This window comes from Thalassospira alkalitolerans (genome assembly GCF_002115745.1).
Taxonomy (GTDB): domain Bacteria; phylum Pseudomonadota; class Alphaproteobacteria; order Rhodospirillales; family Thalassospiraceae; genus Thalassospira; species Thalassospira alkalitolerans.
On the sequence record NZ_JFKB01000012.1, the window covers coordinates 1 to 24,490 of the forward strand.

23 protein-coding genes are annotated in these 24,490 nt (G+C 51.9%); 11 read left to right on the forward strand and 12 right to left on the reverse strand.

The window, feature by feature from the left end:
- Nucleotides 1-127: 127 nt before the first annotated feature.
- Nucleotides 128-1,438, reverse strand: a complete 1,311-nt coding sequence (locus TALK_RS16185) for a D-alanyl-D-alanine carboxypeptidase (RefSeq protein ID WP_245829967.1) — start codon at nucleotides 1,436-1,438, stop codon at nucleotides 128-130.
- Nucleotides 1,439-1,750: 312 nt separating this feature from the next.
- Here TALK_RS16185 and TALK_RS16190 point away from each other — a divergent pair, with 312 nt between their 5' ends.
- Nucleotides 1,751-2,362, forward strand: coding sequence for a hypothetical protein (locus tag TALK_RS16190; protein ID WP_245829969.1), 612 nt, complete (start codon nucleotides 1,751-1,753; stop codon nucleotides 2,360-2,362).
- A 286-nt stretch (nucleotides 2,363-2,648) separates the two neighbouring features.
- Here the strand turns inward: TALK_RS16190 and TALK_RS22140 are convergent, their stop codons facing one another.
- A complete protein-coding gene (locus tag TALK_RS22140; protein ID WP_169715057.1) occupies nucleotides 2,649-3,191 on the reverse strand; it encodes a hypothetical protein in 543 nt (180 codons plus the stop codon).
- A gap of 31 nt (nucleotides 3,192-3,222) precedes the next feature.
- Between TALK_RS22140 and TALK_RS22145 the strand changes: the two genes are divergently transcribed.
- From TALK_RS22145 to TALK_RS16220, 6 genes are all read left to right on the forward strand, one after another.
- Nucleotides 3,223-3,888: a phasin family protein gene (locus TALK_RS22145; RefSeq protein ID WP_169715058.1), complete on the forward strand. Its 666-nt coding sequence runs from the start codon at nucleotides 3,223-3,225 to the stop codon at nucleotides 3,886-3,888.
- A gap of 267 nt (nucleotides 3,889-4,155) precedes the next feature.
- Nucleotides 4,156-4,482, forward strand: a complete 327-nt coding sequence (gene clpS, locus TALK_RS16200) for an ATP-dependent Clp protease adapter ClpS (protein ID WP_085620300.1) — start codon at nucleotides 4,156-4,158, stop codon at nucleotides 4,480-4,482.
- A gap of 3 nt (nucleotides 4,483-4,485) precedes the next feature.
- The gene (clpA, locus tag TALK_RS16205; RefSeq protein WP_085620197.1) at nucleotides 4,486-6,813 is read left to right on the forward strand and encodes an ATP-dependent Clp protease ATP-binding subunit ClpA; all 2,328 of its coding nucleotides are present in this window, start codon (nucleotides 4,486-4,488) and stop codon (nucleotides 6,811-6,813) included.
- Between the two features lie 103 nt (nucleotides 6,814-6,916).
- Nucleotides 6,917-7,471 carry a hypothetical protein gene (locus tag TALK_RS16210; protein WP_085620198.1) on the forward strand — a complete coding sequence of 185 codons (555 nt, stop codon included), beginning with the start codon at nucleotides 6,917-6,919 and terminating at the stop codon, nucleotides 7,469-7,471.
- Nucleotides 7,472-7,992: 521 nt separating this feature from the next.
- Nucleotides 7,993-8,610, forward strand: a complete 618-nt coding sequence (locus TALK_RS16215; RefSeq protein ID WP_085620199.1) for a hypothetical protein — start codon at nucleotides 7,993-7,995, stop codon at nucleotides 8,608-8,610.
- Nucleotides 8,611-8,622: 12 nt separating this feature from the next.
- Entirely contained in the window at nucleotides 8,623-10,305 is a 1,683-nt protein-coding gene (locus TALK_RS16220; RefSeq protein ID WP_085620200.1) for a methyl-accepting chemotaxis protein, read from the forward strand.
- A 100-nt stretch (nucleotides 10,306-10,405) separates the two neighbouring features.
- On the opposite strand, the gene TALK_RS16225 is transcribed toward TALK_RS16220, so the two are convergent.
- Nucleotides 10,406-11,560 (reverse strand): GNAT family N-acetyltransferase, encoded by a 1,155-nt coding sequence (locus tag TALK_RS16225; RefSeq protein ID WP_085620201.1) that lies wholly within the window; start codon nucleotides 11,558-11,560, stop codon nucleotides 10,406-10,408.
- Between the two features lie 227 nt (nucleotides 11,561-11,787).
- Between TALK_RS16225 and serA the strand changes: the two genes are divergently transcribed.
- Nucleotides 11,788-13,029: a phosphoglycerate dehydrogenase gene (serA, locus tag TALK_RS16230; RefSeq protein WP_085620202.1), complete on the forward strand. Its 1,242-nt coding sequence runs from the start codon at nucleotides 11,788-11,790 to the stop codon at nucleotides 13,027-13,029.
- Between the two features lie 61 nt (nucleotides 13,030-13,090).
- Here serA and TALK_RS16235 read toward each other — a convergent pair whose 3' ends face one another.
- The 6 genes from TALK_RS16235 to aroQ form a co-directional block, all read right to left on the reverse strand.
- On the reverse strand, nucleotides 13,091-13,726 hold the full coding sequence (locus TALK_RS16235; RefSeq protein ID WP_085620203.1) for a hypothetical protein: 636 nt from the start codon (nucleotides 13,724-13,726) through the stop codon (nucleotides 13,091-13,093).
- A 99-nt stretch (nucleotides 13,727-13,825) separates the two neighbouring features.
- Nucleotides 13,826-14,323, reverse strand: coding sequence for a GNAT family N-acetyltransferase (locus TALK_RS16240; protein ID WP_085620301.1), 498 nt, complete (start codon nucleotides 14,321-14,323; stop codon nucleotides 13,826-13,828).
- A gap of 58 nt (nucleotides 14,324-14,381) precedes the next feature.
- Nucleotides 14,382-15,029: a leucyl/phenylalanyl-tRNA--protein transferase gene (gene aat, locus TALK_RS16245; RefSeq protein WP_085620204.1), complete on the reverse strand. Its 648-nt coding sequence runs from the start codon at nucleotides 15,027-15,029 to the stop codon at nucleotides 14,382-14,384.
- A gap of 178 nt (nucleotides 15,030-15,207) precedes the next feature.
- Nucleotides 15,208-16,551: an acetyl-CoA carboxylase biotin carboxylase subunit gene (accC, locus tag TALK_RS16250; RefSeq protein ID WP_085620205.1), complete on the reverse strand. Its 1,344-nt coding sequence runs from the start codon at nucleotides 16,549-16,551 to the stop codon at nucleotides 15,208-15,210.
- A gap of 17 nt (nucleotides 16,552-16,568) precedes the next feature.
- The gene (locus tag TALK_RS16255; RefSeq protein ID WP_085620206.1) at nucleotides 16,569-17,012 is read right to left on the reverse strand and encodes an acetyl-CoA carboxylase biotin carboxyl carrier protein; all 444 of its coding nucleotides are present in this window, start codon (nucleotides 17,010-17,012) and stop codon (nucleotides 16,569-16,571) included.
- 11 nt (nucleotides 17,013-17,023) lie between these two features.
- The gene (aroQ, locus tag TALK_RS16260; RefSeq protein ID WP_085620302.1) at nucleotides 17,024-17,470 is read right to left on the reverse strand and encodes a type II 3-dehydroquinate dehydratase; all 447 of its coding nucleotides are present in this window, start codon (nucleotides 17,468-17,470) and stop codon (nucleotides 17,024-17,026) included.
- A 245-nt stretch (nucleotides 17,471-17,715) separates the two neighbouring features.
- Between aroQ and thiS the strand changes: the two genes are divergently transcribed.
- Nucleotides 17,716-18,711, forward strand: coding sequence for a sulfur carrier protein ThiS (gene thiS / locus TALK_RS16265; RefSeq protein WP_085620207.1), 996 nt, complete (start codon nucleotides 17,716-17,718; stop codon nucleotides 18,709-18,711).
- A 120-nt stretch (nucleotides 18,712-18,831) separates the two neighbouring features.
- Here thiS and TALK_RS16270 read toward each other — a convergent pair whose 3' ends face one another.
- From TALK_RS16270 to TALK_RS16280, 3 genes are all read right to left on the reverse strand, one after another.
- Nucleotides 18,832-19,593 (reverse strand): DsbA family protein, encoded by a 762-nt coding sequence (locus TALK_RS16270; RefSeq protein WP_245829971.1) that lies wholly within the window; start codon nucleotides 19,591-19,593, stop codon nucleotides 18,832-18,834.
- Between the two features lie 99 nt (nucleotides 19,594-19,692).
- On the reverse strand, nucleotides 19,693-20,343 hold the full coding sequence (locus TALK_RS16275; RefSeq protein ID WP_245829973.1) for a hypothetical protein: 651 nt from the start codon (nucleotides 20,341-20,343) through the stop codon (nucleotides 19,693-19,695).
- A gap of 92 nt (nucleotides 20,344-20,435) precedes the next feature.
- Entirely contained in the window at nucleotides 20,436-21,797 is a 1,362-nt protein-coding gene (locus TALK_RS16280; RefSeq protein WP_085620210.1) for a M48 family metalloprotease, read from the reverse strand.
- 85 nt (nucleotides 21,798-21,882) lie between these two features.
- Here TALK_RS16280 and TALK_RS16285 point away from each other — a divergent pair, with 85 nt between their 5' ends.
- Together TALK_RS16285 and TALK_RS16290 are read left to right on the forward strand one after the other, a co-directional pair.
- A complete protein-coding gene (locus TALK_RS16285) occupies nucleotides 21,883-23,187 on the forward strand; it encodes a gamma-glutamyltransferase (RefSeq protein ID WP_245829975.1) in 1,305 nt (434 codons plus the stop codon).
- 91 nt (nucleotides 23,188-23,278) lie between these two features.
- A complete protein-coding gene (locus TALK_RS16290; RefSeq protein WP_085620212.1) occupies nucleotides 23,279-24,430 on the forward strand; it encodes a pyridoxal phosphate-dependent aminotransferase in 1,152 nt (383 codons plus the stop codon).
- The last annotated feature ends 60 nt before the right edge of the window (nucleotides 24,431-24,490 follow it).

Sequence of the window (24,490 nt, forward strand, 5' to 3'; positions counted from 1 at the left end):
TATGTTTCTGTAAAAACGTGAACCGCTCTAGGTGGTTATCAAGATTTCACCAGATCAGAAATGATTAAGAAAAAGGCCCGCCGAATAATTCGGCGGGCCTTTTTAAATTTGCCGTTATTGCTTTTTGTCAGCCAGCATCACCGGCGTTGACCGGGATACAAGCAACGTTTTCCTTGCGAAGGGCGGCACAGGCGCTGCGTGCTTCCTGTTCACCGCCAAATCCCAGAAGACGTGCGCGATAGACGACACCTGATCCGCTGTTTTGCTGCTCGACCGCGGCACGGGTCAGGCGCAAGACATCCGGGGCGGTACGGGCCGCGGCAAGGACAGCTTCTTGTGCGCGGCGCTGATTGCTAAAGGCGCCAACCTGAATGCCCCAGTCGCCGGTTTCCGGTTTCAGACGCGCGACAACGGTTTCGGTATCAATGCGCCCTGGCTGTTCGGCCTCGCTGGCATTGTTTTGTTTGGCCATCAAAAGCTGTGTGTCGGCGGGCAGGATCTTGTCATCCGGGCTGATGCGAGGACGCGGTGCCATGATCTCGCCTTCTTTGGTAAGGCTGACATAAGCCTGATCAAGAAGCTTTTTCATTTGGTCATCGCGTGATCGCGCCGTGCGACCACCAAAGACAGCCCCGATCAGGCGCTTGCCATTGCGATTGACCGACGCAACAAGGTTAAAGCCTGATGCATTGATATAGCCGGTTTTGATCCCGTCGGTACCGTAATAGGACGCCAGAAGATTGTTATGGTTGCCATAGGTGCGCTTGCCATAACTGAACTTCTGGGTACTGAAATAGTGATAATAGTTGCCGTAGTCTTTGCGCAGTGACACCGCAAGGAGGATCATATCGCGTGCCGTGGTTAATTGGCCACGGTTCGGCAGGCCCGATGCATTGCGGAAAGTGGTGTTTTTCATGCCGATCTTACGTGCCTTGGCCGTCATCATCTGGGCGAACTTGACTTCCGTTCCCCCCAGATGTTCGGCCACAACAACCGCGATGTCGTTTGCCGATTTGGTGACAAGTGCAAGAATCGCGTCTTCGACTGAAATCTTTTCACCGGGTTTCAATCCCAGTTTTGATGGGGCCTGACCCCAGGCACGCTTGGATACTTCCATACGGGTTGAAAGCGATACCTTGCCTGAATCCAGCGCATCAAACAGCATGTAAAGCGTCATGATTTTGGTCAGTGACGCCGGATAAACTTTGTGATCCGGGCGATATTCATGCAGAACGTCGCCGGTTTCAGCGTCAATGATCATTGCGGTATAGGTGCGCGCCATTGCTGCCGGTGTCGTTATGACGACAGCCGTCGCCATCAGCATTAGAATCGACAAGGCAAAGACAACCGCCCGACCCGGCATATGCCACATCGTCTGGTGTCGATCAGTACTATCGGTGGCCATTGCTTTTGGCCCAAGGCGGATCTTTAAACGCATTTGACGGGCTCGGCTTTCGGTGAATCCCCAAGACGAAATAAGACCAGTGTCGCATCATGTCGTTAAAAAAATGCTTAACATGTGCTGCGGTATTCAGAATGCCGCCTTGTTGCGGTCTCATTTTTTCGGCAGACTTATTTTATATCCGGCAAACAGCCAAAAATCGAGGATCGAATGCGTAAAAAAATAATGTCTGTTGTCAGTAAGATAAGCATGAAACCGTCAATTTCAAAAAGGAAATTCTTCTCTGTTGCTGGGGTGATAGCGCTTTCAGCCTGCAGTTTTACCGGGTCCAGTGACATTGAAAACCCGTTGATCAGAAAGGCTAGCTGGTTCTCATATCTTAATGCTGACGATATCCGAACCGCCTGTTCTGCTGGTGATGCAGAAGGACGGATTCGCATTATCTATAATGCTGATTACTATAAAGAATCACGCAGCTATGATCTGATCCCGCAGGCCGGGGCGCAACAGTTTGAAATGGTGTCGCGTATTTTTGGCCCGCTTAATGTCAGTCAGATCGATGTCGAGTTCAATGCGCCGCTTGGGGCCTTTGGTGGTGCAGAATCGCGCGATGATCTTTCACGTGGGCAATATATCGCATTGACTGACGCGCTGCAGGCAAACGGGTTCGGGTATCAGAAACATGACGGATTGCGATTGCATTCCAATGATTACTACTGGATCGCGATTGGGTGTTCATCAAAGAACATCACGCTGGCGGCCTGGACATCAGCCAAGGATGACTTGCGGGCATTAACCTTCCCGGGGGTGCTTGAAAATCTTTCCGGTTTGGAAAAACCGCTGCCAATGCCGCCTGCGGCCGATGCGCCGAAATTGCCCGATCCGGTTTATGGCAAGAATGACAAGAAGTCCGAGTCACGCAATTTTTATCGGACAGTTCGGGGCAACCAGTTGCGTTAAGCGATTTGTCCCGACGTTAAATTTGGTTAAACGGCACCCGAAATCGGGTGCCGTTTTCGGTTTTGATTATGTATTTTCAGAGAGGTCGAGAGGGTAAGCAAAGACTAAGTTGTTGACCCTGCATCTATTTCTCGATGCGACGTTCTGGGGGGAGAGTTTTTTTGTTTAGATGCAGATATATTGATTTATGTCAGCGTACAAAACTGTCACCAAAGTAAACTTGACGTTTGGTGTATATTCCATCTACGGTTATGTTGCATTGCAACATCATCTTGGAATGACCAATTCAATATAAGGAGGTCGACGTCATGGTGGCTCCTCGCAAAACATCAGCGACAAATTCAAATAAATCCGTCGATAGCAAGGCGAAATCAACCAAAAGTTCTGGTGTGAAGCCTGCCTCGGCGGTTGTGCGGAAAAAATCTGCTGCGACTGCGAAGTCCGCGATGGCTGAGGTTTCTGTTACGCCGACGACGCCACCAAAACGTGTGGTAACGACGGCGGCGGCGCTTGAGGCTGATGCCACGCGCCAGGTGCCGGCGGCACCGGCAGCACCATCACTTGGTGCCAAAACAGATGGCGGGGCAGTCAAAGCCCAAGCGGCCCCAAAACCGGTTGCCGCTTCTTCTGAAGCAGAGCCGAAATCGGCACCGCCAGCAGCAACCACGTTAGCTGTGACGCCCATCGATGATACGCCTGCCGCGAATGCCGATGCGGCGAAGGTCCCCGAAGGCAAAGCAGCCAAGGACAAGCCTGCGACTGCTTCCAAACCTGCGAAAGCAACGGATAAACCGGTTGTTGTAGAAGCAAAGTCGCCGGTTGTTGCCAAAGTCAGCCCTCCAGCAAAAAAGGCTCCTATCGTGACCCAGGAACAGAAAACGGTCGCTGCACCGAAAGCCGCTGCAGCCAGTAAACCTGCCCCGGCCAAGGTTGAAGCGAAACCCGTCGCCGATACTGCAGCCGAATCCAAGGCATCGAATACCAATGATGTCATGGGTTTTGGCGCGATGTCGTTTGAGCCACTGTCGCTTGAGCCGTTTTTTGATCTTTGGAAAACGCCGGATGTTGATGCAATGATGTCTGCCAGCAAAGAGGCCTTTGAAGGCAGTGTTACGGCGGCAAATGATTCAATCGCGCAGTTCTTTGACACGTTTTCCGGTCAGGCAGATGTTTTTTCCGATGCGGGCACAAAAGTGATTGCGCAATACGAGGAATTTCTTGGCGGACCGCAAAAGGGGCTGGAAAGTGTGTTGGAGCTGTCATCTGCGATGATGGAAAAAAGTAGTTCGCTTGGTGCGGAGCTTGTTTCCTGGGCGCAGAGTGAAATTGATGCATCGCAGGCAGATCTTGAAGCTCTGTCGAAAATCGAAAGCCTTTCCGAATTGCAGGACCTCAATAGTCGTATCTTTAAACGCTATGTCGAAACGGGTATGTCCGAGGGTGAGAAAATTCAGGAAATGATGCTTTCAGCCATTAATGAAAGTGTTGCGGCCATGACCAAGGTGGCCGGTGCCCCGATGAAATAATCGGCGCGCGCCGGGGCGTTTGCCTTGTGCCAGAATTTCTGCAGAAACGGACATGGTTGAACGACCATGTCCGTTTTTCGTTTTTGTGCCTATATTTAGAACAAATGTGATGAAGTTTGGCTGATGATCTTGCAGCGTGCGATTCTCGGCTTACATGAATTTGGGATAAGGTTAAATAAGGCGTTTTATCGCTGCGGACTTTGAAACAGATGTTCAATGACCTATCATGGAGATAATGCAGAACAAAAGGGTTCCGGTAAGCAGATTATGAGTGAGCAGGACAATGACGATGGTGGTCTTCCGAATACGGGGATCGTAACGAAAACGCGGCCGAAGACAAAGAAGCCGTCCATGTACAAGGTGCTGTTGCTGAATGACGACTACACCCCCATGGAGTTCGTTGTTCAGGTGCTTGAACGGTTCTTTGAAAAAGGCCGGGAAGAGGCGACCGCAATCATGCTTCAGGTTCATCGCAAAGGAGTCGGCATTTGTGGCGTCTTCACCTACGAAATTGCGGAAACCAAGGTCAACCAGGTCATGGATCTGGCACGGCAAAACCAGCACCCGCTGCAGTGCACGTTAGAGAAGGAGTGAAACATGCTCTCACGTAACCTTGAAGAAAGCTTACATCGTGCGCTGGCTTATGCGTCGGAACGGCGTCATGAATATGCAACGCTGGAACATCTGCTTTTGTCTCTGACCGAAGATCAGGATGCGCTGTCAGTTTTGAAAGCCTGCCGGGTGGACGTTGATCGTCTGCGTTCGGATTTGCTGGAATTTGCCGATAGCGAACTTTCCGGCCTGATCAGTGCACGGTTGGTAGATCCAAAACCAACCGCCGGTTTTCAGCGTGTTATTCAGCGTGCCGCCATTCATGTCCAATCGTCCGGGCGTGAAGAAGTTACCGGGGCGAATGTGCTGGTCGCATTGTTTTCCGAACGCGAATCGCATGCGGTTTATTATTTGCAATTGCAGGACATGACGCGTCTTGACGCTGTGAATTACATTTCCCACGGTATCGCCAAGGCGCCTGAACTTAATGAACGCCGGATCCCACGCGGTGCCGAGGAAGAAGTTGCCCCGGGTGCTGCGGCAGATGCCGAAGAAGGTATCGCCGCTGCCGCAGGCGAGGGCGAAGCTCTTAAGGCATATTGTGTAAATCTGAATGTGAAGGCGCAAAAGGGCAAAATCGATCCGTTGATCGGTCGTCAAAGCGAAATTGAACGCACCATTCAGGTTCTGTGTCGCCGGACCAAGAATAACCCGCTTTATGTCGGGGACCCCGGAGTTGGCAAAACTGCAATTGCCGAAGGTTTGGCACGTCGTATCGTTGACGGTGATGTGCCAGAGGTTCTGGCCGATGCCACGATTTTCTCGCTTGATATGGGCTCGCTTTTGGCTGGAACCCGTTATCGCGGTGATTTCGAGGAACGCCTGAAGGCGGTGGTTAAGGAGCTTGAAGAATTTGACGGCGCGGTATTGTTCATTGATGAAATTCATACCGTGATTGGGGCTGGCGCCACTTCTGGCGGGGCGATGGATGCATCAAACCTGTTGAAACCGGCGCTTGCCAGCGGGTCGCTTCGGTGCATCGGGTCGACGACCTATAAGGAATTCCGCAGTCATTTCGAAAAAGACCGTGCCTTGGTCCGTCGTTTCCAGAAAATTGATGTTGATGAACCTTCACCCGAAGACACCATCAAAATCCTCAAGGGGCTCAAACCCTATTACGAGGAACATCACCACGTTAAATACACCAACGAGGCCATCCGGTCCGCTGTTGAGCTGGCATCACGTTATATTAATGACCGCAAGCGTCCCGACAGCGCGATTGATGTGATTGACGAAGTGGGCGCATCCCGGATGCTGGTCGCGCCGAGCAAGCGAAAACGGACGATTTCCAAACGCGATGTCGAGGAAATTGTCGCCAAGATCGCGCGCATACCACCAAAATCGGTTTCGACGGATGATCGCAAGGCGTTGGCCAATCTTGAACGCGACCTGAAAACGGTTGTGTTTGGTCAGGACGAAGCAATTGAAGCCGTGGCCAGTGCGATCAAATTGGCACGTGCGGGATTGCGCGAACCGGAAAAACCGATTGGCAGTTATTTGTTCTCTGGCCCGACCGGTGTCGGCAAGACCGAAGTCGCCAAACAGCTTGCCAATGTCATGGGGATTGAATTTATTCGCTTTGACATGTCGGAATATATGGAGCGCCATAGTGTTTCACGTCTGATTGGTGCGCCGCCGGGCTATGTTGGGTTTGATCAGGGCGGGCTTTTGACCGATTCCGTTGATCAGCATCCGCATGCGGTTGTTCTGCTGGATGAGATTGAAAAGGCCCATCCGGATCTGTTCAATATTCTTTTGCAGGTTATGGATCACGGCAAGCTGACGGATAATAACGGCAAGAACGTTGATTTCCGTAATATTGTGTTGGTGATGACAACCAATGCCGGTGCATCTGATATGGCAAAACCACCAATCGGGTTCAAGCGCGATATTCGCACCGGCGAGGATGAAGAGGCGATTAAACGCACCTTCACGCCGGAATTCCGGAACCGTTTGGATGCCGTTGTTCCGTTCGCTAACCTTAAGCTTGATGTCGTCAAAATGGTTGTCGACAAGTTCGTTCTGCAGCTTGAAGTCCAGCTTGCGGATCGCAATGTTTCGATCGAATTGACCGAGGCTGCACGGGCATGGCTTGCCGAACGTGGTTATGATGTGGCCTTTGGCGCGCGTCCGCTGGGGCGGGTTATTCAGGAACATGTTAAAAAGCCACTTGCCGAGGAACTCTTGTTTGGCAGGCTCGAAAAGGGCGGGGCGGTTCTGGTGGATATCGAAGACGATGCTGTTGTGTTCCGATTCCCCGATGTAAATGGCGATGGCTCGAAAAAAGAAAAAGATCCTGAAATGGCAAGCTGACGGCTTGTGTGACCGATTACCTTGTCATTAAGCAATGGCGCGTTATTGTGATTGCCCGGAACAATTGTTTCGGGCAATTGCTTTTAATGGCGCATAAAAAATAATGAACCAGGTGACACAGCGAAGATATAGGGACGAAGTCGAGCATTTTCTGGCCAAGCTTGAATTGCGGGCTCGAAGATTGGTGGCGTTGGCAGATATCCTTGAAAAGACCGCTGACACGACGGAGGTAACAGGTTACCGACCGTTTCGTGAGGAGGTTGATAATTTCAAGGCGCTCTCGCTGGTGCTTACCGACCGTCTTGCGAAACTTGAACAACATCCAAAAAAGGACGAACTCGAAGAACAGTTTCACAAGCTTCAGGTTTTGATGTTGCGGATTGTCATCAAAACCAGTTTGAAGTTCTTTTATGTGATGAGTGCAAAGCCTGCCCTTCCGTTGGGGGCGCGTGAAATGTTCCAAAGCGAACTGCGGACTCTTTACGAAGCTGAACGTATGATTTCCAACCCGCGCTATATCAGTCAGCTCGACTCATCTGCCAAGGATGATCTTGATAGCGCCAAAGAAATCCTAAAGGAAATCATTGAAAACGCACCTGCTTTGCTGAATTTCGGCAAACGTAAAAAGCGTAAATCGGCGGGTGGTAACGCAGGCTGATTTTCTGTGAGGCTTGCGTTTGGGGTTGCGCTTGTCCGCGTCGTTGCAAAATGCGAAAAATGATAATTGCAAATTGCAAATTTCAGCTTTGCAATTTGCAATTAAAATTTGAAGTGGTTGGACTGTATGGATTTTCCCGGTCGATAATCGGCTAAAAAGCGGGGAATTTACTTTTTATCTAAAACTGGCACGCTCTATGCATTGTTTGGAGCGGACAGTTGTTCTTTGCAGGGGCGCATCTTGCGCCTGGAACAACGTAATCTTCTGCAGTTTGCTCGTGTCCCAACCAAACTCAGCGGCGGTTTTTTTTCCGCCGCTTTTTTCTTTTCTGGTTTAGACATTTCCCCCTCTTTCCCTCTGTAACTGCATCCCTGAACTCCCCATATGAGGAGTCTTGGGCGTTTGCGTGCTTGAATTCTATTTTCTGCATCTCAAAGTAGTTGTGTATGGATAGGTTTTATCCTATACGTCTATACTAATGAATAGACTGATTACATACTTATGGGGCGGAAGGAGAGACAATGGAAGCGACTAAATGCTTTTTTGTACTGGCAGGCCTGATGGTCGGAATGGTTTCTGGCGCGGCACCGGTACTCGCTAAATCGGAGCTACCCGGTGCTCCGGACAAGATCATTACTGACGACACCATTCGCAGTGTTCGCGAGTGGCTTGATAGTCCTGTTGTTTCCCTGTCGATCAATTCCCAGAACCGTCTTCGAAAAGATATGGTGCAGGATCAGATTGACGCTGCGGACAAACAATGGCGCGCCGAGCGCGAAGCGGAAGACCAGCCATTGGTCGCGGCCACCCTGACCAATCCATTGTCCAGTTATCTTACCCAGATTCAGGCCCGTTCCGGTGGTTTGTATGCTGAAATCTTCGTTATGGATGCCGTTGGCTTAAATGTCGGGCAAAGTTCGATCACGTCGGATTTCTGGCAGGGCGACGAAGCCAAGTTTCAGAATACATATCCAAAGGGTGCCAATGCGGTGTTCATCGATGAAGCCGAGTACAACGATGAAACCGATACCTGGCGTTCCCAGCTCAATATGACGCTAAGCAACGCGCAAGGCGAGCCGATCGGTGCGGTTACCATTGAGGTAAATCTCAATGAACTTGCACGTCGTCAGCAGCTCTGAGGGAGATGGACAATGAACTTTTTTAAAGACCTTTCAATACCCGCCAAGCTGACCACCTGCTTTGCCGTGATGATTGCGGTTATTCTGATGGTTGCTGTTGCGGGGATGTATGCAACATCCCAGGTCAAGTCCGCCAACGAGCAGCGCGACTATCTTGCCGAATTTGAGCGCGACTATCGCAATCTGGATCGTTCCTATCTGATGGCACGTCAGGAACTGGTTTATTTCCTGACAACCGGTGATCGCACCGGACTTAAAAGCTATGAGAAATCCTTGGCCGAGATTAGTATTCGCACCGATGTTTTGAAAACCTATGCGACGATCAATCCAACAATTGCCGATCTGATCGACAAAATGGACGGCGCAATTGACCGTTGGGAAGAAATTGCAAGTCAGCAGGCCAAGCTGATGCGCCACTACCTGACAGTGAACCACGCCCGTGCGATCGAGGCATCTGGTGAGCCGCGTGAACTGTCTGACAGTGTGTCGAAAATTGCACAAGAGCTGTCGACCAATATTGATCAGATGAACCTGGATGTTGAACTTCAGACTGAACGGGCGATGTGGCTGTTTCAGTTAACATTGGGAATTGGTGTGGCCTTGTTGATCTGCATGGCGGCCCTGTTTGGGGGGACGTTGTCGCGATTAATCGCAACCCCGATCCGTAAAATGAACGATGCGATGGGAAGCCTTGCATCGGGCAATCTGGATATTGAAATTCTTGATATGAAGCGTGCCGACGAAGTCGGTGCCATGGCCAAATCGCTTGAGATCTTCCGTGAAAATGCCCGCGAGCGAGCACGTATGGCCGAACAGGAACGTATGGAGTCCGATCGCCAGGTTGAACGTACCAAGCGCATGGGAACCCTTACGGCCGGTTTCGATCACAAAATCCAGGAAGTTCTGTCAGCGGTGAGTGTTGCTCTTGATGAGGTTCGCAGTGCATCAGAAACGCTGTCATCGCATTCCGTTCGTGCCAATCAGGATGCCAAAAGCGTGGCCGAGCAAGCCGAAGAATCGTCAACCGACATCGAAACAGTGGCCTCGGCAACCGCACAGCTTTCGGCCTCGATTGCCGAAATTTCGGCACAGATTGCCCGGGTCACGGAAATTACCCAACTTGCCGTTGGCGAAACCGAACGCACCAACCAGCGTGTTGAACTTTTGAATGGTGCGGCACAAAGTGTTGGTGAAGTCGTCAATCTGATCAGCGACATTGCTGATCAAACCAATATGCTGGCGCTGAATGCCACGATTGAATCGGCCCGTGCCGGTGATGCAGGCAAAGGCTTTGCCGTGGTTGCAGGCGAGGTTAAAAACCTTGCGGCCCAGACTGTTAAGGCGACCGAGCAGATATCGCAAAAAATCAATGAGATACAGGGTGAAACCGGTGCTGCATCCGCGGCCGTCCGTGGCTTTGCCAATACCATTCACCAGATTGATGAACTGATGTCGGTCGTTGCCAGTGCTGTGGAAGAGCAGGGTGCTGCAACTCAGGAAATCTCGCGCAGTGTTGAAGGCGCGGCGAATGGCAATATCGCCATTTCGAACGCGGTCAAGAACGTTGCCGAGGCGACAACCGAAAGCGGTGATCTTTCGCATGGGCAGCTTGACTGTGTTGGGCGACTGGCCGCAGCCAATGATGAATTGCGCAGTCATGTAAATGGCTTCCTGACCGACGTCAGGGCCGTTTAACGACGAACGACGATAGGTTGGCCAAAGAAACCTGAAAGGGGCACGATGTGATACATCGTGCCCCTTTTTTAGGTTTGTATCTGATTTTAGGTTCCCGATTTTAGTCCGCGTTCTGCCGATAAGGGCTGTGTTCGGCAATGATGAAGTCGCGATCCTGTGCGATGTGGCGGCGTTCCTGATCAAGGAAACGGCTAACGGCATTGCGCAGGCCCTGATCGGCAATTAAATGGGCTGAATGGGTCAGAACAGGTTCATAGCCACGCTGAATCTTGTGTTCGCCCTGCGCACCGGCTTCAACCGTTTTCAGGCCGCGTTCGATGGCAATGTCTATTGCCTGATAATAACAGGTTTCAAAATGTAAAAGCGGGGTGCGGTCCATCGTGCCCCAATTGCGCCCGTAAAGTGTTTCCGACCCGATCAGGTTAAGCGCCCCGGCCACCATTTCACCGTCGCGATGTGCTGCGACCAAAACGGTGCGATCCCGCAATCGTTGATGCAAAAGGTCAAAGAATTCCCGCGTCAAATAGGCTTGGCCCCATTTGCGATCCGATGTGTCACGGTAAAACTGGTAAAACCGGTCCCAATGTTCGGCCTTAAGGTCATCCCCTGAAAGTGCCGCAAAGCTGTAGCTGGCTTCAAGAACCTGTTTGCGTTCCTTGCGCAAATTTTTGCGTTTGCGCGAATTTAATGCGCCAAGAAAATCATCGAAACTGCCATAGTCGCGGTTGCGCCAATGATACTGGATACCGGTTCGCGCCATAAACCCGGCATCTTCCAACGCACGGCTTTCGTCGCTACTGCAAAAGGTGACATGCAAGGTGGCAATGCCAAGTCGTTCGGGTAGGGCAGAAAGCCCGTCGATCAAAAGCTTGCGGATGCGGTCCGGTGCGGGGTGATCTGATCGGATTAAAAGGCGCGGGCCAGGGACGGGTGAAAAGGGGACTGCTGCCTGTAGTTTTGGGTAATAGCGACCGCCAGCCCGTTCAAAGGCCTCTGCCCAATTCCAATCGAAAACATATTCCCCGTATGAATGCGCCTTCACATAAAGTGGTACGATTCCGGCGATTGTTTCGTCTTCATCGGTAACCATCAGATGAAATGGTTGCCAACCGGTATCGGCATTGGTCGATCCGCTGTCTTCCATTGCGGAAAGGAACGCAAAGCTGACAAACGGATTGTCCGGGCCAGCACATCTGTCCCAGTCGGTTTCACCAATTTTGTGGATGTCGGTTACGGTTCGTATCTCGGCAGGCAAGATGGGGTCCCCTGTATTCTATCCGTGATCGCCGTTTGGGCCTGCATTCTATACGCAATAGCCGGTATATGCGTTCAGAAGATAGGCGCATTGCGTGTTTGCGCAAGGGAAAGCCTTTGACGCAAGCCATCTTAGGTCCTATTTCATTGGTTCAGGGCACGTAACGTTACGGCTCTACGGCTCGGGAAAAGCCCGTGTCGCCCTCGTAAAGAAAAGGATGGTGCGCCGTGAACAGCAAACTTTCGTTGGAGAAGGACAAGATCAAGATCGTCCTGCTCGAAGGTATCCATGAAAACGCTGTAAAGATGTTCAAAGAGGCCGGCTACTCTAATGTCGACCACTACCCTGCTGCCTTGGATGCGGATGAACTGAAATCTGCCGTTTCCGAAGCGCATTTTTTGGGCATCCGTTCCCGCACCAAACTGACCGAAGGCGTCATCGATGCCGCCCCCAAACTGACCTCGATCGGGTGTTTTTGTATCGGTACCAATCAGGTAGATCTTACCGCTGCTGCGATGCGCGGTATCCCGGTCTTTAACGCGCCTTATTCCAATACTCGTTCGGTTGCCGAACTGGTATTGGGCCAGATCATTATGTTGATGCGCGGTATTCCGCAGCGTGACAAAGCAGCCCATGCCGGTGGCTGGTTGAAAAATGCCAAGGGTTCGTTTGAAGCACGCGGCAAGACGCTTGGCATTATTGGTTATGGCCATATCGGAACGCAGTTGTCGGTTTTGGCCGAATCGCTTGGCATGAACGTCATTTATTATGATGTGATCAACAAGCTCGCCATGGGCAATGCATCGTCATGCAGCTCGATGGATGAATTGCTGGCGAAGGCCGATGTGGTATCGCTGCATGTTCCTGCGACGGATCAGACCAAGAATATGATCACGGCGACTGAAATCGCCAAGATGAAACCCGGTGCGCATTTGATCAACGCAGCACGCGGCAATGTCATCGTGATTGATGATCTGGCTGCTGCCCTTGAGCGTGGACATCTGGCCGGTGCGGCCTTGGATGTGTTTCCGGTCGAACCATCCGGCAAGGATGATCCGTTTGAAAGCCCGCTTCGCGGTATGCCCAATGTGATTCTGACCCCGCATATCGGGGGATCAACACAGGAAGCACAGGAAAATATCGGGATCGAAGTTGCTGATAAGCTGATTACCTATTCCGATAACGGCTCGACCCTTGGGGCGGTGAACTTCCCGGAAGTCGCGCTTCCGGTCAAGGATCGCATGCATACCCGTTTCATGCATATCCATCGCAACGTTCCGGGTGTCCTGTCGAAAATCAACGATGTGTTCGCAACACGCGGGATCAACATCAGCGGTCAGTATCTGCGTTCCGAAGGCGGAGTTGGTTACGTGGTTGTTGAGGTTGACGAGGAAATCAAGCCGGGGCTTGGTATCCGCAAGGAACTTGAAGCCATTGACGGCACCCTTCGGGTTCGTTTCCTGTTCTAATTCGCGGGAAAGAAATAGGGAAAAACGGAGCCTAAAACGGTTCCGTTTTTTTTGTTGAAGGCTATTTTACCAGTTTAAGTATTTCTTTTTCTAGCTGGCCATTTGCTATGCATAGCGTTTGCTGAATATTTCCTGGGTTGGGGAAGCTTGCTTGCCCCGCGGTATTAAAATAAATGGTATCATTGAAATTTGTGGACTGTCCTTGTACATTTGTTACTGTTGATTTTTTTGTGAGTACATATCTTGTATTCACAGTCACTTGAGTCTTATCTGAATCAATTTCTTCTAGTATAATATTTACTCGGCCATCAAGTGACATATTTCTGTTGATAAAATACAAAGTATCAGTGAGAACCTCATATGAGGAACTTGGAGATGATGCTGCGAATCGATAATTTCGCTCACCATTTGCATTCTTTACATATGAGTGTATATATCCACAGTCGACATATTTTAATGGATTTCCACTATAGCTGACGTTAATTAGACCAGAATCTTTGTCTATATTATTTATTACAAAGTACTCTTTGCTTAGTTTTGGGATTAATTTGTCCCAGAGGTAGCTTCTTTTCTGATCAATTATTATTGAGTTAACTGTCTTTATTGTCTCCGTAGGCGGTGTGTATTCTAACTTTCCTGCGCAAGATGATAATAACAACATACAGGTGATCGAGCCGCAAATGATATGAAAGCGCATAAATAGCATCCCTCTAATATTAGGAGTTAATGCTAAATAGTTATCAATTCGTAATGGGGTGGTCTAGATTAAAAATTGAGTGTGCCTTGAGACTAAAACTTAAGGGTGTGTTGTTGGCAGCTTGCGATACATGATTAGTGCATCGGTCTCGCCATGAACCGGATGTATGTATGCCCCGGGCAATCGGCCGACAATTTCAAAGCCAAGCTTGGGCCACAAATGCACGGCTGCCGTATTGCAGGCCATGACAAAATTGAATTGCATGGCTTTGAAGCCGCGTTCCTTGGCGCGGAGCAGCGAGTCTTCGCACATGCGCCGCGCGATGCCGCGACCGGCGGCTTCCGGTGCGGTCATATAGCCGCAATTGGCAACATGCGCGCCATATCCGGGCTGATTGGCCCGAATGTAATAGGTGCCAACGATCTTGCCGTCTTCTTCGGCCACAAGGGTTTCTTTGTCATTCCCCATCCAATAGGAAATCACATCATCTTTGGTCATATCGGTTGGCATGACATAGGTTTCACCCGCCCGAAGGACAGGAAAGACAATATCAAGGATGCTTGGAATATCATTTTGGGTGGCGGCACGGATCAGCATGGGGACGGGCGGTCTTTCAATTGATGCTTTGGAAAAGGGCTGAAAAGCCATCATGGGATCAATGATCGTGTTGTGACAAGACCTGCTCGATAAATTCTGGATCGGCCTCTAGCGGCAGGCTGGCGCGTCCGGCAAGTGCGCGGGCCAGATCCGAACGGTATCTTTCGCGCGGAATTTCGACCACCCCGAACTGTTTCAGGTGATCGTTGACGAATTGCGTATCCAAAAGGGTATAGCCCCCCTGACGCATCAGAGCGACCAAATGAACCAATGCGACCTTCGATGCGTTGGTGGCACGTGAAAACATGCTTTCGCCAAAAAAAGCCTGTCCCAGACTGACGCCGTAAAGCCCGCCAACCAATTCACCATCCAGCCAAGCTTCGATTGAATGCGCGCAGCCCATCTTGTGAAGCGCGCAATAGGCATCAAGAATGTTTTCATTGATCCAGGTGTCGTCGCGATCATCGGTTGGTTCTGCGCATGCCAAGATCACGTCACGAAATGCTTTGTTGACGTGGATATCAAAGGTTCCCTTGCGCACAACCTTGCGCAGGCTGCGCGGCACATGAAAACCGTTCAGCGGTAAAACGCCGCGCCATTCAGGGTCTATCCAGTAAAGAGTTGGATCGTCATGGCTTTCGGCCATCGGAAACAGACCAACAGAATAAGCGCGGATCAATAGATCGGGGGTTAGCTGGCTCGACATAATTGCGGTAATAATGTCTTTGATCCTGTTTACCGTACGGTGCCGGGTATGGTTGACGCCGATAGTGGATATATATGCACGTTTCAGGGTGCAACAAGATTATTATCGGCCATCAGATGTTAAAAAATGGAAACGGGGATCCGAATGGACCCCCGTTTTAATGTGCGTTGGGCTTGAATTAGTTTTTCATGCCCATGAATTTTTCCAGCCAGTGAATGTCGTAGTCACCTTTTTGGATGTCGGGATTCGCCAGAAGTTTTTGGTGTAGCGGAATAGTGGTTTTGATCCCGCCAATTGCATATTCGGCCAATGCACGGCGCAGGCGCATCATGCATTCTTCACGGTCACGGCCATGCACAATCAGTTTGGCGATCATGCTGTCGTAATAGGGCGGAATCGAATAGCCGGTATAGATGCCGCTATCGACGCGAACGCCCAACCCACCAGGCGCGTGATATTCCTTAACCTTGCCCGGTGACGGGACAAAAGTTTCCGGGTCCTCGGCATTGATGCGACATTCAATCGCATGGCCGTGGATTTCAAGGTCTTCCTGAGTGAAGGAAAGTTCAAGACCCGCCGCCACACGGATTTGTTCGCGCACAAGGTCCACGCCCGAAATGGCTTCGGTAACCGGGTGTTCGACCTGCAGGCGGGTGTTCATTTCGATAAAATAGAACTCGCCATTTTCATACAGGAATTCGATGGTCCCGGCATTACGATATCCCATACCCCGCATCGCATTGGCACAGGTCGAGCCAATGCGTTCGCGTTCTTCGGGGGTCAGCGTCGGCGAAGGGGCTTCTTCAAGCACCTTCTGATGGCGGCGCTGCAACGAACAATCGCGTTCGAACAGGTGAACGGCATTGCCATGGGAATCGCCAATAACCTGAAGTTCGATATGGCGCGGCTTGCCAAGGTATTTTTCCATGTAAACCGCAGCATTGCCAAAGTTCTGCAAGGCTTCTTTACGGGTCATGGAAAAGGCTTCGGCAAGGTCTGCGTCGCGTTCGACAACCTTCATGCCACGGCCGCCACCGCCACCCGATGCCTTGATCAGGATCGGATAACCAATTTCGGCGGCGCATTTCTGGGCTTCGTCAACGGTGGTGATTTCCCCGTCCGATCCCGGAACAACCGGAATGCCCAGTTTGGCGACTGTCAGTTTGGCGGTGATCTTATCGCCCATCATGCGGATATGTTCCGCTGAAGGACCAATAAAGGTAAAGCCGTGTTCTTCGACCATTGCGGCGAAGTCCGCATTTTCCGACAGGAAGCCATATCCCGGATGGATGGCATTTGCGCCGGTGATTTCGGCGGCCGACAGGATCGCCGGAATGTTCAGATAGCTGTCTTTGGATGCTGCCGGGCCGATGCAAACGGCCTCGTCTGCCAGACGCACATGCATGGCGTCGGCATCTGCGGTGGAATGCACCGCAACAGTTTTGATGCCCATTTCGCGGCACGCGCGCTGAATACGAAGCGCGATTTCGCCACGGTTGGCAATCAGGAGTTTGTCGAACATGCGGTGTTTACCCCGGCTTATTCAATAATGACCAGCATTTCATCATACTCGACCGGATGGCCGTCGATTGCGATAATCTGGCTGATTTTGCCCGATTTATGTGCGCGGATCGGGTTGAAGGTTTTCATTGCCTCGATCAGCATGATTGTCTGACCTTCGGAAACACTGGAACCCGGCGAAATGAAAGGTGCTGCACCCGGTTCCGGAGAGAAATAGACCACGCCAACCATCGGCGATTTCACAGCGCCCGGATGGGAACTTGCATCCGCGGGAGCCGCCGGTGCGGCGGCCGCAACTGCGGCAACCGGTGCAGCTGCCGGAGCGGCTGCAACCATTGTGCCCTGACGGGCGACGCGAATGCGATTGTCGCCAGTGGCAACTTCGATCTCGGTCAGGTTGGTTTCGTCCAGCAGCTCTGCGAGCTGGCGAATGGCGTCGTTGTCGATGTTGAACTTGCTCATTTCGATATCTTTTATGATGGTGTGTGGATCAGTGAATGGATGGCATCAAGAGCCAGCGTGTAACCCTGTGCGCCAAAGCCACAGATCATGCCTTTTGCGGCTTTCGAGACGTAAGAATGATGTCTGAAGGCATCCCGCTGATGAATATTTGACAGATGCACCTCGACGACCGGCAGATCAGATGCCAGCAAAGCATCAAGGATTGCAACTGATGTATGCGTATATGCCGCAGCATTGATAATAATACCAGCAGCTTCTTGTCGGGCTTCTTGAATCCAGTCAACCAGTTCACCTTCGTGGTTACTTTGGCGAAAGATGACAGGCAGGCCAAGATCCACAGCATGTGCGCGGCACATGGTGTCGATATCCTGCAAGGTGGTCGCGCCATAGATTTCCGGCTGACGTTGTCCCAGCAGGTTCAAATTCGGCCCATTTAGAATGTAGACGGGTTTTGTCATCCGTTCCCACATGCCCAACATTTAGTGGTGCGTTTATAACACGACCCAAGTCTGACGCAACGTTGCATTCGGGGGCATCATGTTACTGTAACCGCACGATCATATGGATATCATCGCGATTGGCACAGCTTTGTGTGCGCCGCATGGCAGAATCCGCCGATCACAGCTTGCCTCAGGCCCGGTGGCTCGCGCATACTGCGCGCCAATAAATGAATATTTTGATACCACAAGGATAAGACGAACAGATGCGACTGACCATCAACGGTGAAGACCGCACTATCGAAACCGCAGCGACCGTTGCCGACCTTCTGGGGGAACTCGGAATCACGGCAACCAAGGTCGCGGTTGAACGCAATCTCGAAATTGTGCCGAAAACGGCTTATGGCGATACGTCGCTTGTCGATGGTGACAAGCTGGAAATCGTTCATTTTATCGGGGGTGGGTCATCAGATGCCGATCTGACCGCCGCCGATGACCAAGGTTTCACCGTCGCCGGTCACAAATTCAAATCCCGCCTGATTGTCGGTACCGGCAAATACAAGGATTTCGACGAAACCCGCATCGCAATCGAGGCATCCGGGGCTGAAATGGTTACCGTTGCCGTGCGTCGCGTTAATCTGACCGATCCGGGGCAGCCGATGTTGGTCGATTATGTTGATCCGAAAAAATACGTTTACCTGCCAAATACGGCGGGGTGTTTTACTGCTGATGACTCGGTTCGTACCTTGCGCCTTGCGCGCGAAGCCGGTGGCTGGAACCTTGTGAAGCTTGAAGTTCTCGGTGATCAGAAAACGCTTTATCCCAATATGCCCGAAACCCTCAAAGCCGCCGAATCCCTGATTAAGGATGGTTTTGACGTGATGGTATACTGTAGCGATGATCCTATTCAGGCCAAGATGCTTGAAGATATGGGTTGTTGCGCGATCATGCCGCTGGGCTCTCTGATTGGGTCGGGCATGGGAATTATTAATCCGGTCAATATCGCGCTGATCAAAGACGGTGCGAATGTGCCGGTGATTGTTGATGCCGGGGTTGGGACTGCGTCCGATGCGGCATTTGCTATGGAACTGGGTTGTGACGGTGTTTTGATGAATAGCGCGATTGCCGGTGCCAAAGATCCGATCCGCATGGCACGTGCGATGAAGCACGCGATCATCGCGGGTCGCGAATCCTTCCTTGCCGGTCGTATGCCCAAGAAAAAATATGCCGATCCGTCATCACCGCTTGCCGGTGTGATCTGATTGATTTTGGATGGATTTAAAAGGGGGCCGTTTCGAAATCGAAACGGCCCCCTTTGTTTTATTCACAATGCAAAACGGATGGACTGCATATGCAGTCGCAAGGTTTTGATCTTATCCTGATCAGGAAGCCTCGTTCAAACCGGCTTCAACCAGTGCATTGACACGTTCCATATCCGCGCCGGACACCATATTCCCATTGATCAGGAAGGCCGGGGTACCATTCACCCCGATTGAGCGCGCCATTGCGGAATATTGTGCAAGCATGCCTGTGATTTCGGCTGACTGCATATCTTTGCGCATCTGATCGACATCCACACCGGCATCTGCGGCAAGATCATTGATCTGGCCTTCGTCAAGAATGCCACGGCTTTCCATGAATGCGCTGTGTACTTCCATGTATTTGCCCTGTTTGGCGGCGGCCAGTGCGGCACGCGCCGCATTGGCACTTTCTTCACGCAAGATCGGGAATTCGACAAAAAGGGTGCGAACCTTGCCGTCCGATTGTTCGGCCAAATCTTTCACGCCGTCAAAGGCGCGTTTGCAATATCCACAATGATAGTCAAAAAACTCGATCACTGTGACGGGTGCATCTGCCGGGCCGACGGATGGTACGGAACTGTCAGCAATCAATGCATCCCAGACCGGAGTAATGGCGTCGGCATTCTTGCGCGCCTGTTCTGCTGTCTGCCAGACCTGAACGTTCTGGATCGCACGCAGCAACACATCCGGATTTTCCATCAGATATTGTTCGATCACGCTTTCAAACTGGGCCTTCTGGGTGTCGCTTATTTGATCATTGGCGGCCTGTGCACTTGATGCTGCGCCCGATGCAAGACCAAGTGAAACCATGATGGCAGCACTGCCAAGAAGACGTTTGATCATTTGCGAAGTCATCCGAAGTCCTTTGTTTTCTGTGCGTTGCCATACCCAAACGGCGGTGCGGGATTTATGTTGTTGATTAACTGATACGCGACAGCCGATCTAACGGGAAAGTAAAATATGCGAGAGGTATGTGACCCCGGCCACATCCGGCCGATGTTCCTGTGTCGTTGCAATTCCTATCCATACCAGACGGATATTGATTTCATCTGTGTCGGGCCAGTACCGGCGATGCAGGGATGAAAGATCAAAATAATCCCGCTGCCAGCCTGTCACGCCATCGGCCTCAACGCCGATTGGCAGGCGGATGATGTGATCCATCGGTGGCTTGCCAGCCCCCAGATCACTTTCCCCCCAATTGCCTTCTGATTGCGCGCGAAAACCAAGGATAATCTCGATATCGCCGGGCGTTGCTGATGCATTCTTGTACCAGTCAAATGACAGATAGGGGGATGCCAAGATGGCAATATTGGTGCGTCGGCCCAGTTCAAAGGGTTCGATTGCAGGGCGCATTGCCAATGCGATGTGCCCGCCAATATCGTCCCAGTAAAGCGTATTCGCCTTGATGTCCGCTTTATTGCCCAGATGATCGGGGCGTTTGGCGTAAAGCCAGTATTTTGGCGGATTGGTCAGCGAGAAGGGGGCATAAAGAAGTTTTAGGTCGCCTTCAACTCCGACCCCGGCACCGGGCAATCCGCAACCGGCCAAAAACGGAATGGCCAAAAGGGGAATCGCAAGAAAGCGAACGGCCAATTTTAACGTCAATGTTCGAAGGGTAAGAAACTTTATTGCAAGGCGGCGTATTGCCGCAGACAGAAAGCCTGTCTGCGGCAAATGGATGGCGATCACTTTGGCTTATCCTTGTCTTTGTCCTTGCCGTCTTCGGGATCTGTTGCGCGGATAATATCCTGCGCCCGCTGCCAGGTGGCGGTACCTTTTTCAAGTTTCCGATCCGCCTGCACCGCATGATATTTTGCGGCTTCGCGGTCACCGGTCAAAAGGCTGTATTCCGCCTGTGAAAGGGATGCTTCGCCTTCATTGCCCAGACGGTTTTCAATAATTGCCCTAAAACGCCATGCTGATGTATTGCTGCGTTCAACGGCCAAAACTCCCAGAAGGTTTTCCTTGGCTTCAGGCAGAGCGGCACTATCGCTGCTTTCGATCAGGGCATGGGCCAACAGCAACCGGATCAACGGGGCGCCCTTGGAAAGTTCAACCGCTTTACGTAATGGCGGAGCGGCTTCGGTAGCCTTGCCGAATTCCAGCAAAACCTGACCTTTAAGTTCGGCGAAATATGCGTTTTCCGGTTCCTCGGCGATCAGGCCATCAATGATTTTCATTGCCGGATCAATCTGCGAGTCCCGGTAATAGGCAATCGCGCGCGCATAACGCCCGGAAATGCTGGTATCTGTTTCGGGATAGACGCGCAGCGTATTGCGGATGTGATTGGTAAAGGCATAAAGCTTGGCACGCATACGGTCGTGACGTTCATATAGTGCCGGATCGACCTTGGTAGTCTTAAGTGACGAATTGGCGACATAGTTTTCAAGGAAATCAACACGTTCCGTTGTTAATGGGTGACTGCGCAGATACGGGTCCTGACGCGCAGTACTTAGCAATTCCTGGCCTTCAAGCGTTTCCATGAATTCCATCAGACCACGCGATGTAATACCGGCTTCGGTCAAAAAGTTGACACCGGCCTGATCAGCACTGCTTTCCTGGGTACGGGAATAGGCAAGGAAGTTACGTTCGGCAACGTTTTGACCGCCTAAAACGGCCGCCGTGCCAACATCGGCCCGCCCGGCGGCAACACCGGCGGCAACACCAACAATGGTCGATAGAATCGAGATCGCTGAGGCATTTCGCAGTTGATCATGAACGCGCGAAAGGTGCCCGCCAGCAATGTGACCGGTTTCGTGGGCTATAACCCCCATAACCTGTTCGGGAGTCTGGGCTTTCAACAAGAGGCCAGTATTGATAAAAAGCTTTTGACCACCGGCAACGAATGCGTTCAGGCTGGCGTCTGAGATGATATAGACACTAACACCGCGCGGATCGAGCCCCGCAGCCTTGAATATCGGCTCGGCATACAGATGAAGGGTTTCCTCTATCTCGGTGTCGCGGATAAAAGAACGTCCCTGCGCAAAAACGGTGCTGGGCAGGGCAACAAGGAAAATGGCAGTGAGAGTAATAATGCGTCTGAGCAAAATGTGCGTTCCGTCTTCTCGTTCATCTGATGTCGACCCGGTCAGTGAGGACAGGATTCCGACGCGCAAGCCATCATGGCGGATCATGACCGCAATCGCAATGACTGCCGGTCTTGCTGCCTGCAGTAGTGATAAATCAGAAAATCTTGGCCAAATAGGGGCCGTCAGCGGTTTTCTTGGCGGAGTGGTCGCGGATGAGCCGCGCGCCGTTCGCGTTGCACGCGATGTTTTGTCCGCTGGCGGAACGGCTGCTGATGCGGCTGTGGCGTTATATGCGACCATGACGGTGACCAAATCCTCGGTGGCGGGTATTGGCGGCGGCGGGGTTTGTGTGGTGCATATGCGCAGTGCCAAAAAGGTCGAGGTCCTTGATTTTTGGCCGCGTTCGGGAACTAGGACTGCTGCGGATCAGACTGCAACCACGATTCCCGCCGTGCCACGCGGCCTTTATGCGCTTAGCGCGCGTTACGGACGCTTAAATTGGGCACAGCTTCTTTCGGCGGCGGAACAATATGCGCGCCTTGGCGTGCCGGTATCGCGATCGATGGTTGTTGATATCGACGCCAACCGGGATCGCATCGAAGCAAGCCCAATGCTGCGGGAAGTTTTCATGCCCGGTGGCAATACCTTACATGTCGGGGATCGGATTCGGTCGGTCAATCTCGGTGCGCTTCTGACGTCGCTTCGGGTCAAAGGGCCGGGAGAGTTCTATAACGGTGCATTGGGTGCGCAAATCGCAAAGGCCGTTGAAAATGCCGGTGGTACGCTAACAGCCGATGATATGCGCAGCTACAAACCGGAATGGAAATCTGCGACCGAGGTTAAGGTCGGCAATGAAACCCTTTACCTTGCCTATCCGCCGCGATCGTCCAGTGGCCGTTCGGTGATTGATCAAGGCACCGAACTTGGTGCGATTCTGAACCGTTATCTGGCCGATATTGATGCCGGGGATAATGCCGCCCAGACCAATTCTGGTCGCAGTGGGTTTGTCGTTCTGGACCGGGCTGCCAATGCGGTGGTCTGCACCACGACGATGAATAAGCCATTTGGTGCCGCGCTTGGTGCCGATTCTTTTGGTCTTAATCTTGCCGCGGGCGACGCGGCCCATGCCCAGACACCTTTGATCGGCCCGGCGCTGATGGTGAACCCGTTTGTTTGGGAATATTACTATGGCATCGCAGGCACGGCGACACCGGCGGGGGCAACCAAACAGATTGCTACGCTGGCCGAGGACCTGATTGGAAACGGTGCTGCGGCGAATATTTCAATGAATTCAGATGGCAATTCATCGGTCAACATTGTCCGTTGCCTTGGTGGGGTGCCGCCCCATCCTGAAACCTGTCAATTCGTTGCCGACCCGGTTGGTGGTGGCATGGCCGGAACGCAATAGGTAGTTATCGCTTCGACCTTTTTCGGGGCAGGGACTTCCTGCCCCGATTCGCAAAACACCCCGTTTCAAGATACAAAGCAGGACCCCACGCATGGCTTTGAAACAATCGCGTCGCGGCGCCATTTCGCCCTTTATCGTCATGGATGTCATGCGGGCTGCCAATGCCCGTGAGGTTGAAGGAAAGGCCGTTTTCCATCTTGAAGTCGGTCAGCCCGGCACACCCGCGCCTCGCAAAGTACGCGAAGCCGCCGCCCGTGCGCTTGATGACGACCTGATCGGTTATACTAATGCCATGGGGATCGATCCGCTGCGCGATGCGATTGCGGGCCATTACAAACGCAAATTTGATGTGTCGGTTGACCCGTCGCGGATTTGTGTCGCCAGTGGATCATCATCGATTTTCGTGTTGGCGTTCCTGGCAGCATTTGATGCCGGGGATCGGGTGGCGATGGCCGCCCCCGGATATCCTGCCTATCACAACATCCTGACAGCACTTGGCATTGAAACGGTCAATCTGCCGACCGGTCCCGAAAGCCATTATCAGCCAACGGTTCAGATGTTACGCGACCTTGAATCCCCGGTTGATGGTCTGATTATCGCAAGTCCGTCCAACCCGGCGGGCAGTATGATTGATGTGCAAACCTATCGCGAACTGGCAACTTATTGCCGCGAAAATGATATTCGCCTGATCAGTGACGAGATTTATCAGGGAATTTCATTTGGCGATGTCAAGGAATGCACCGCGCTTGAATTCGGTGATGATGCCTTCATCATTAACAGTTTCTCGAAATATTTCTCGATGACGGGCTGGCGTCTGGGGTGGGCGGTCGTGCCGCCGGATTTGATGCGTGCTGTCGAATGCCTGCAACAGAATCTGTTTATTTCTGCCCCGGCATTGTCCCAGATTGCCGCCGTTGCGGCGTTTGATTGCGAGGAAGAGATTCAGGCTAATATCGCGGCCTATGCGCGCAATCGTGAAATCCTGCTTGATGGTTTGCCCAAGGCCGGGTTCACCAAATTTGCCCCCGCTGATGGTGCGTTCTATCTTTATGCTGATGTCAGTGATTTGACCGATGATAGCGAGGCATTTTGCCGTCGCATACTCGACGAAACCGGCGTCGCAACCACGCCGGGCACTGATTTTGATCGCCTGCGCGGCAAACATTATGTGCGATTCTCATTTGCTCATAGTGAAGCCACCATGATTGGCGCGGTCAAGGCATTGCAGAACTGGAAACGCTAGGTTTTCAGCATAGTTTGCCGATCAGGTTTGGAATAAAAAAGGGGCTGCCGATCACTCGGC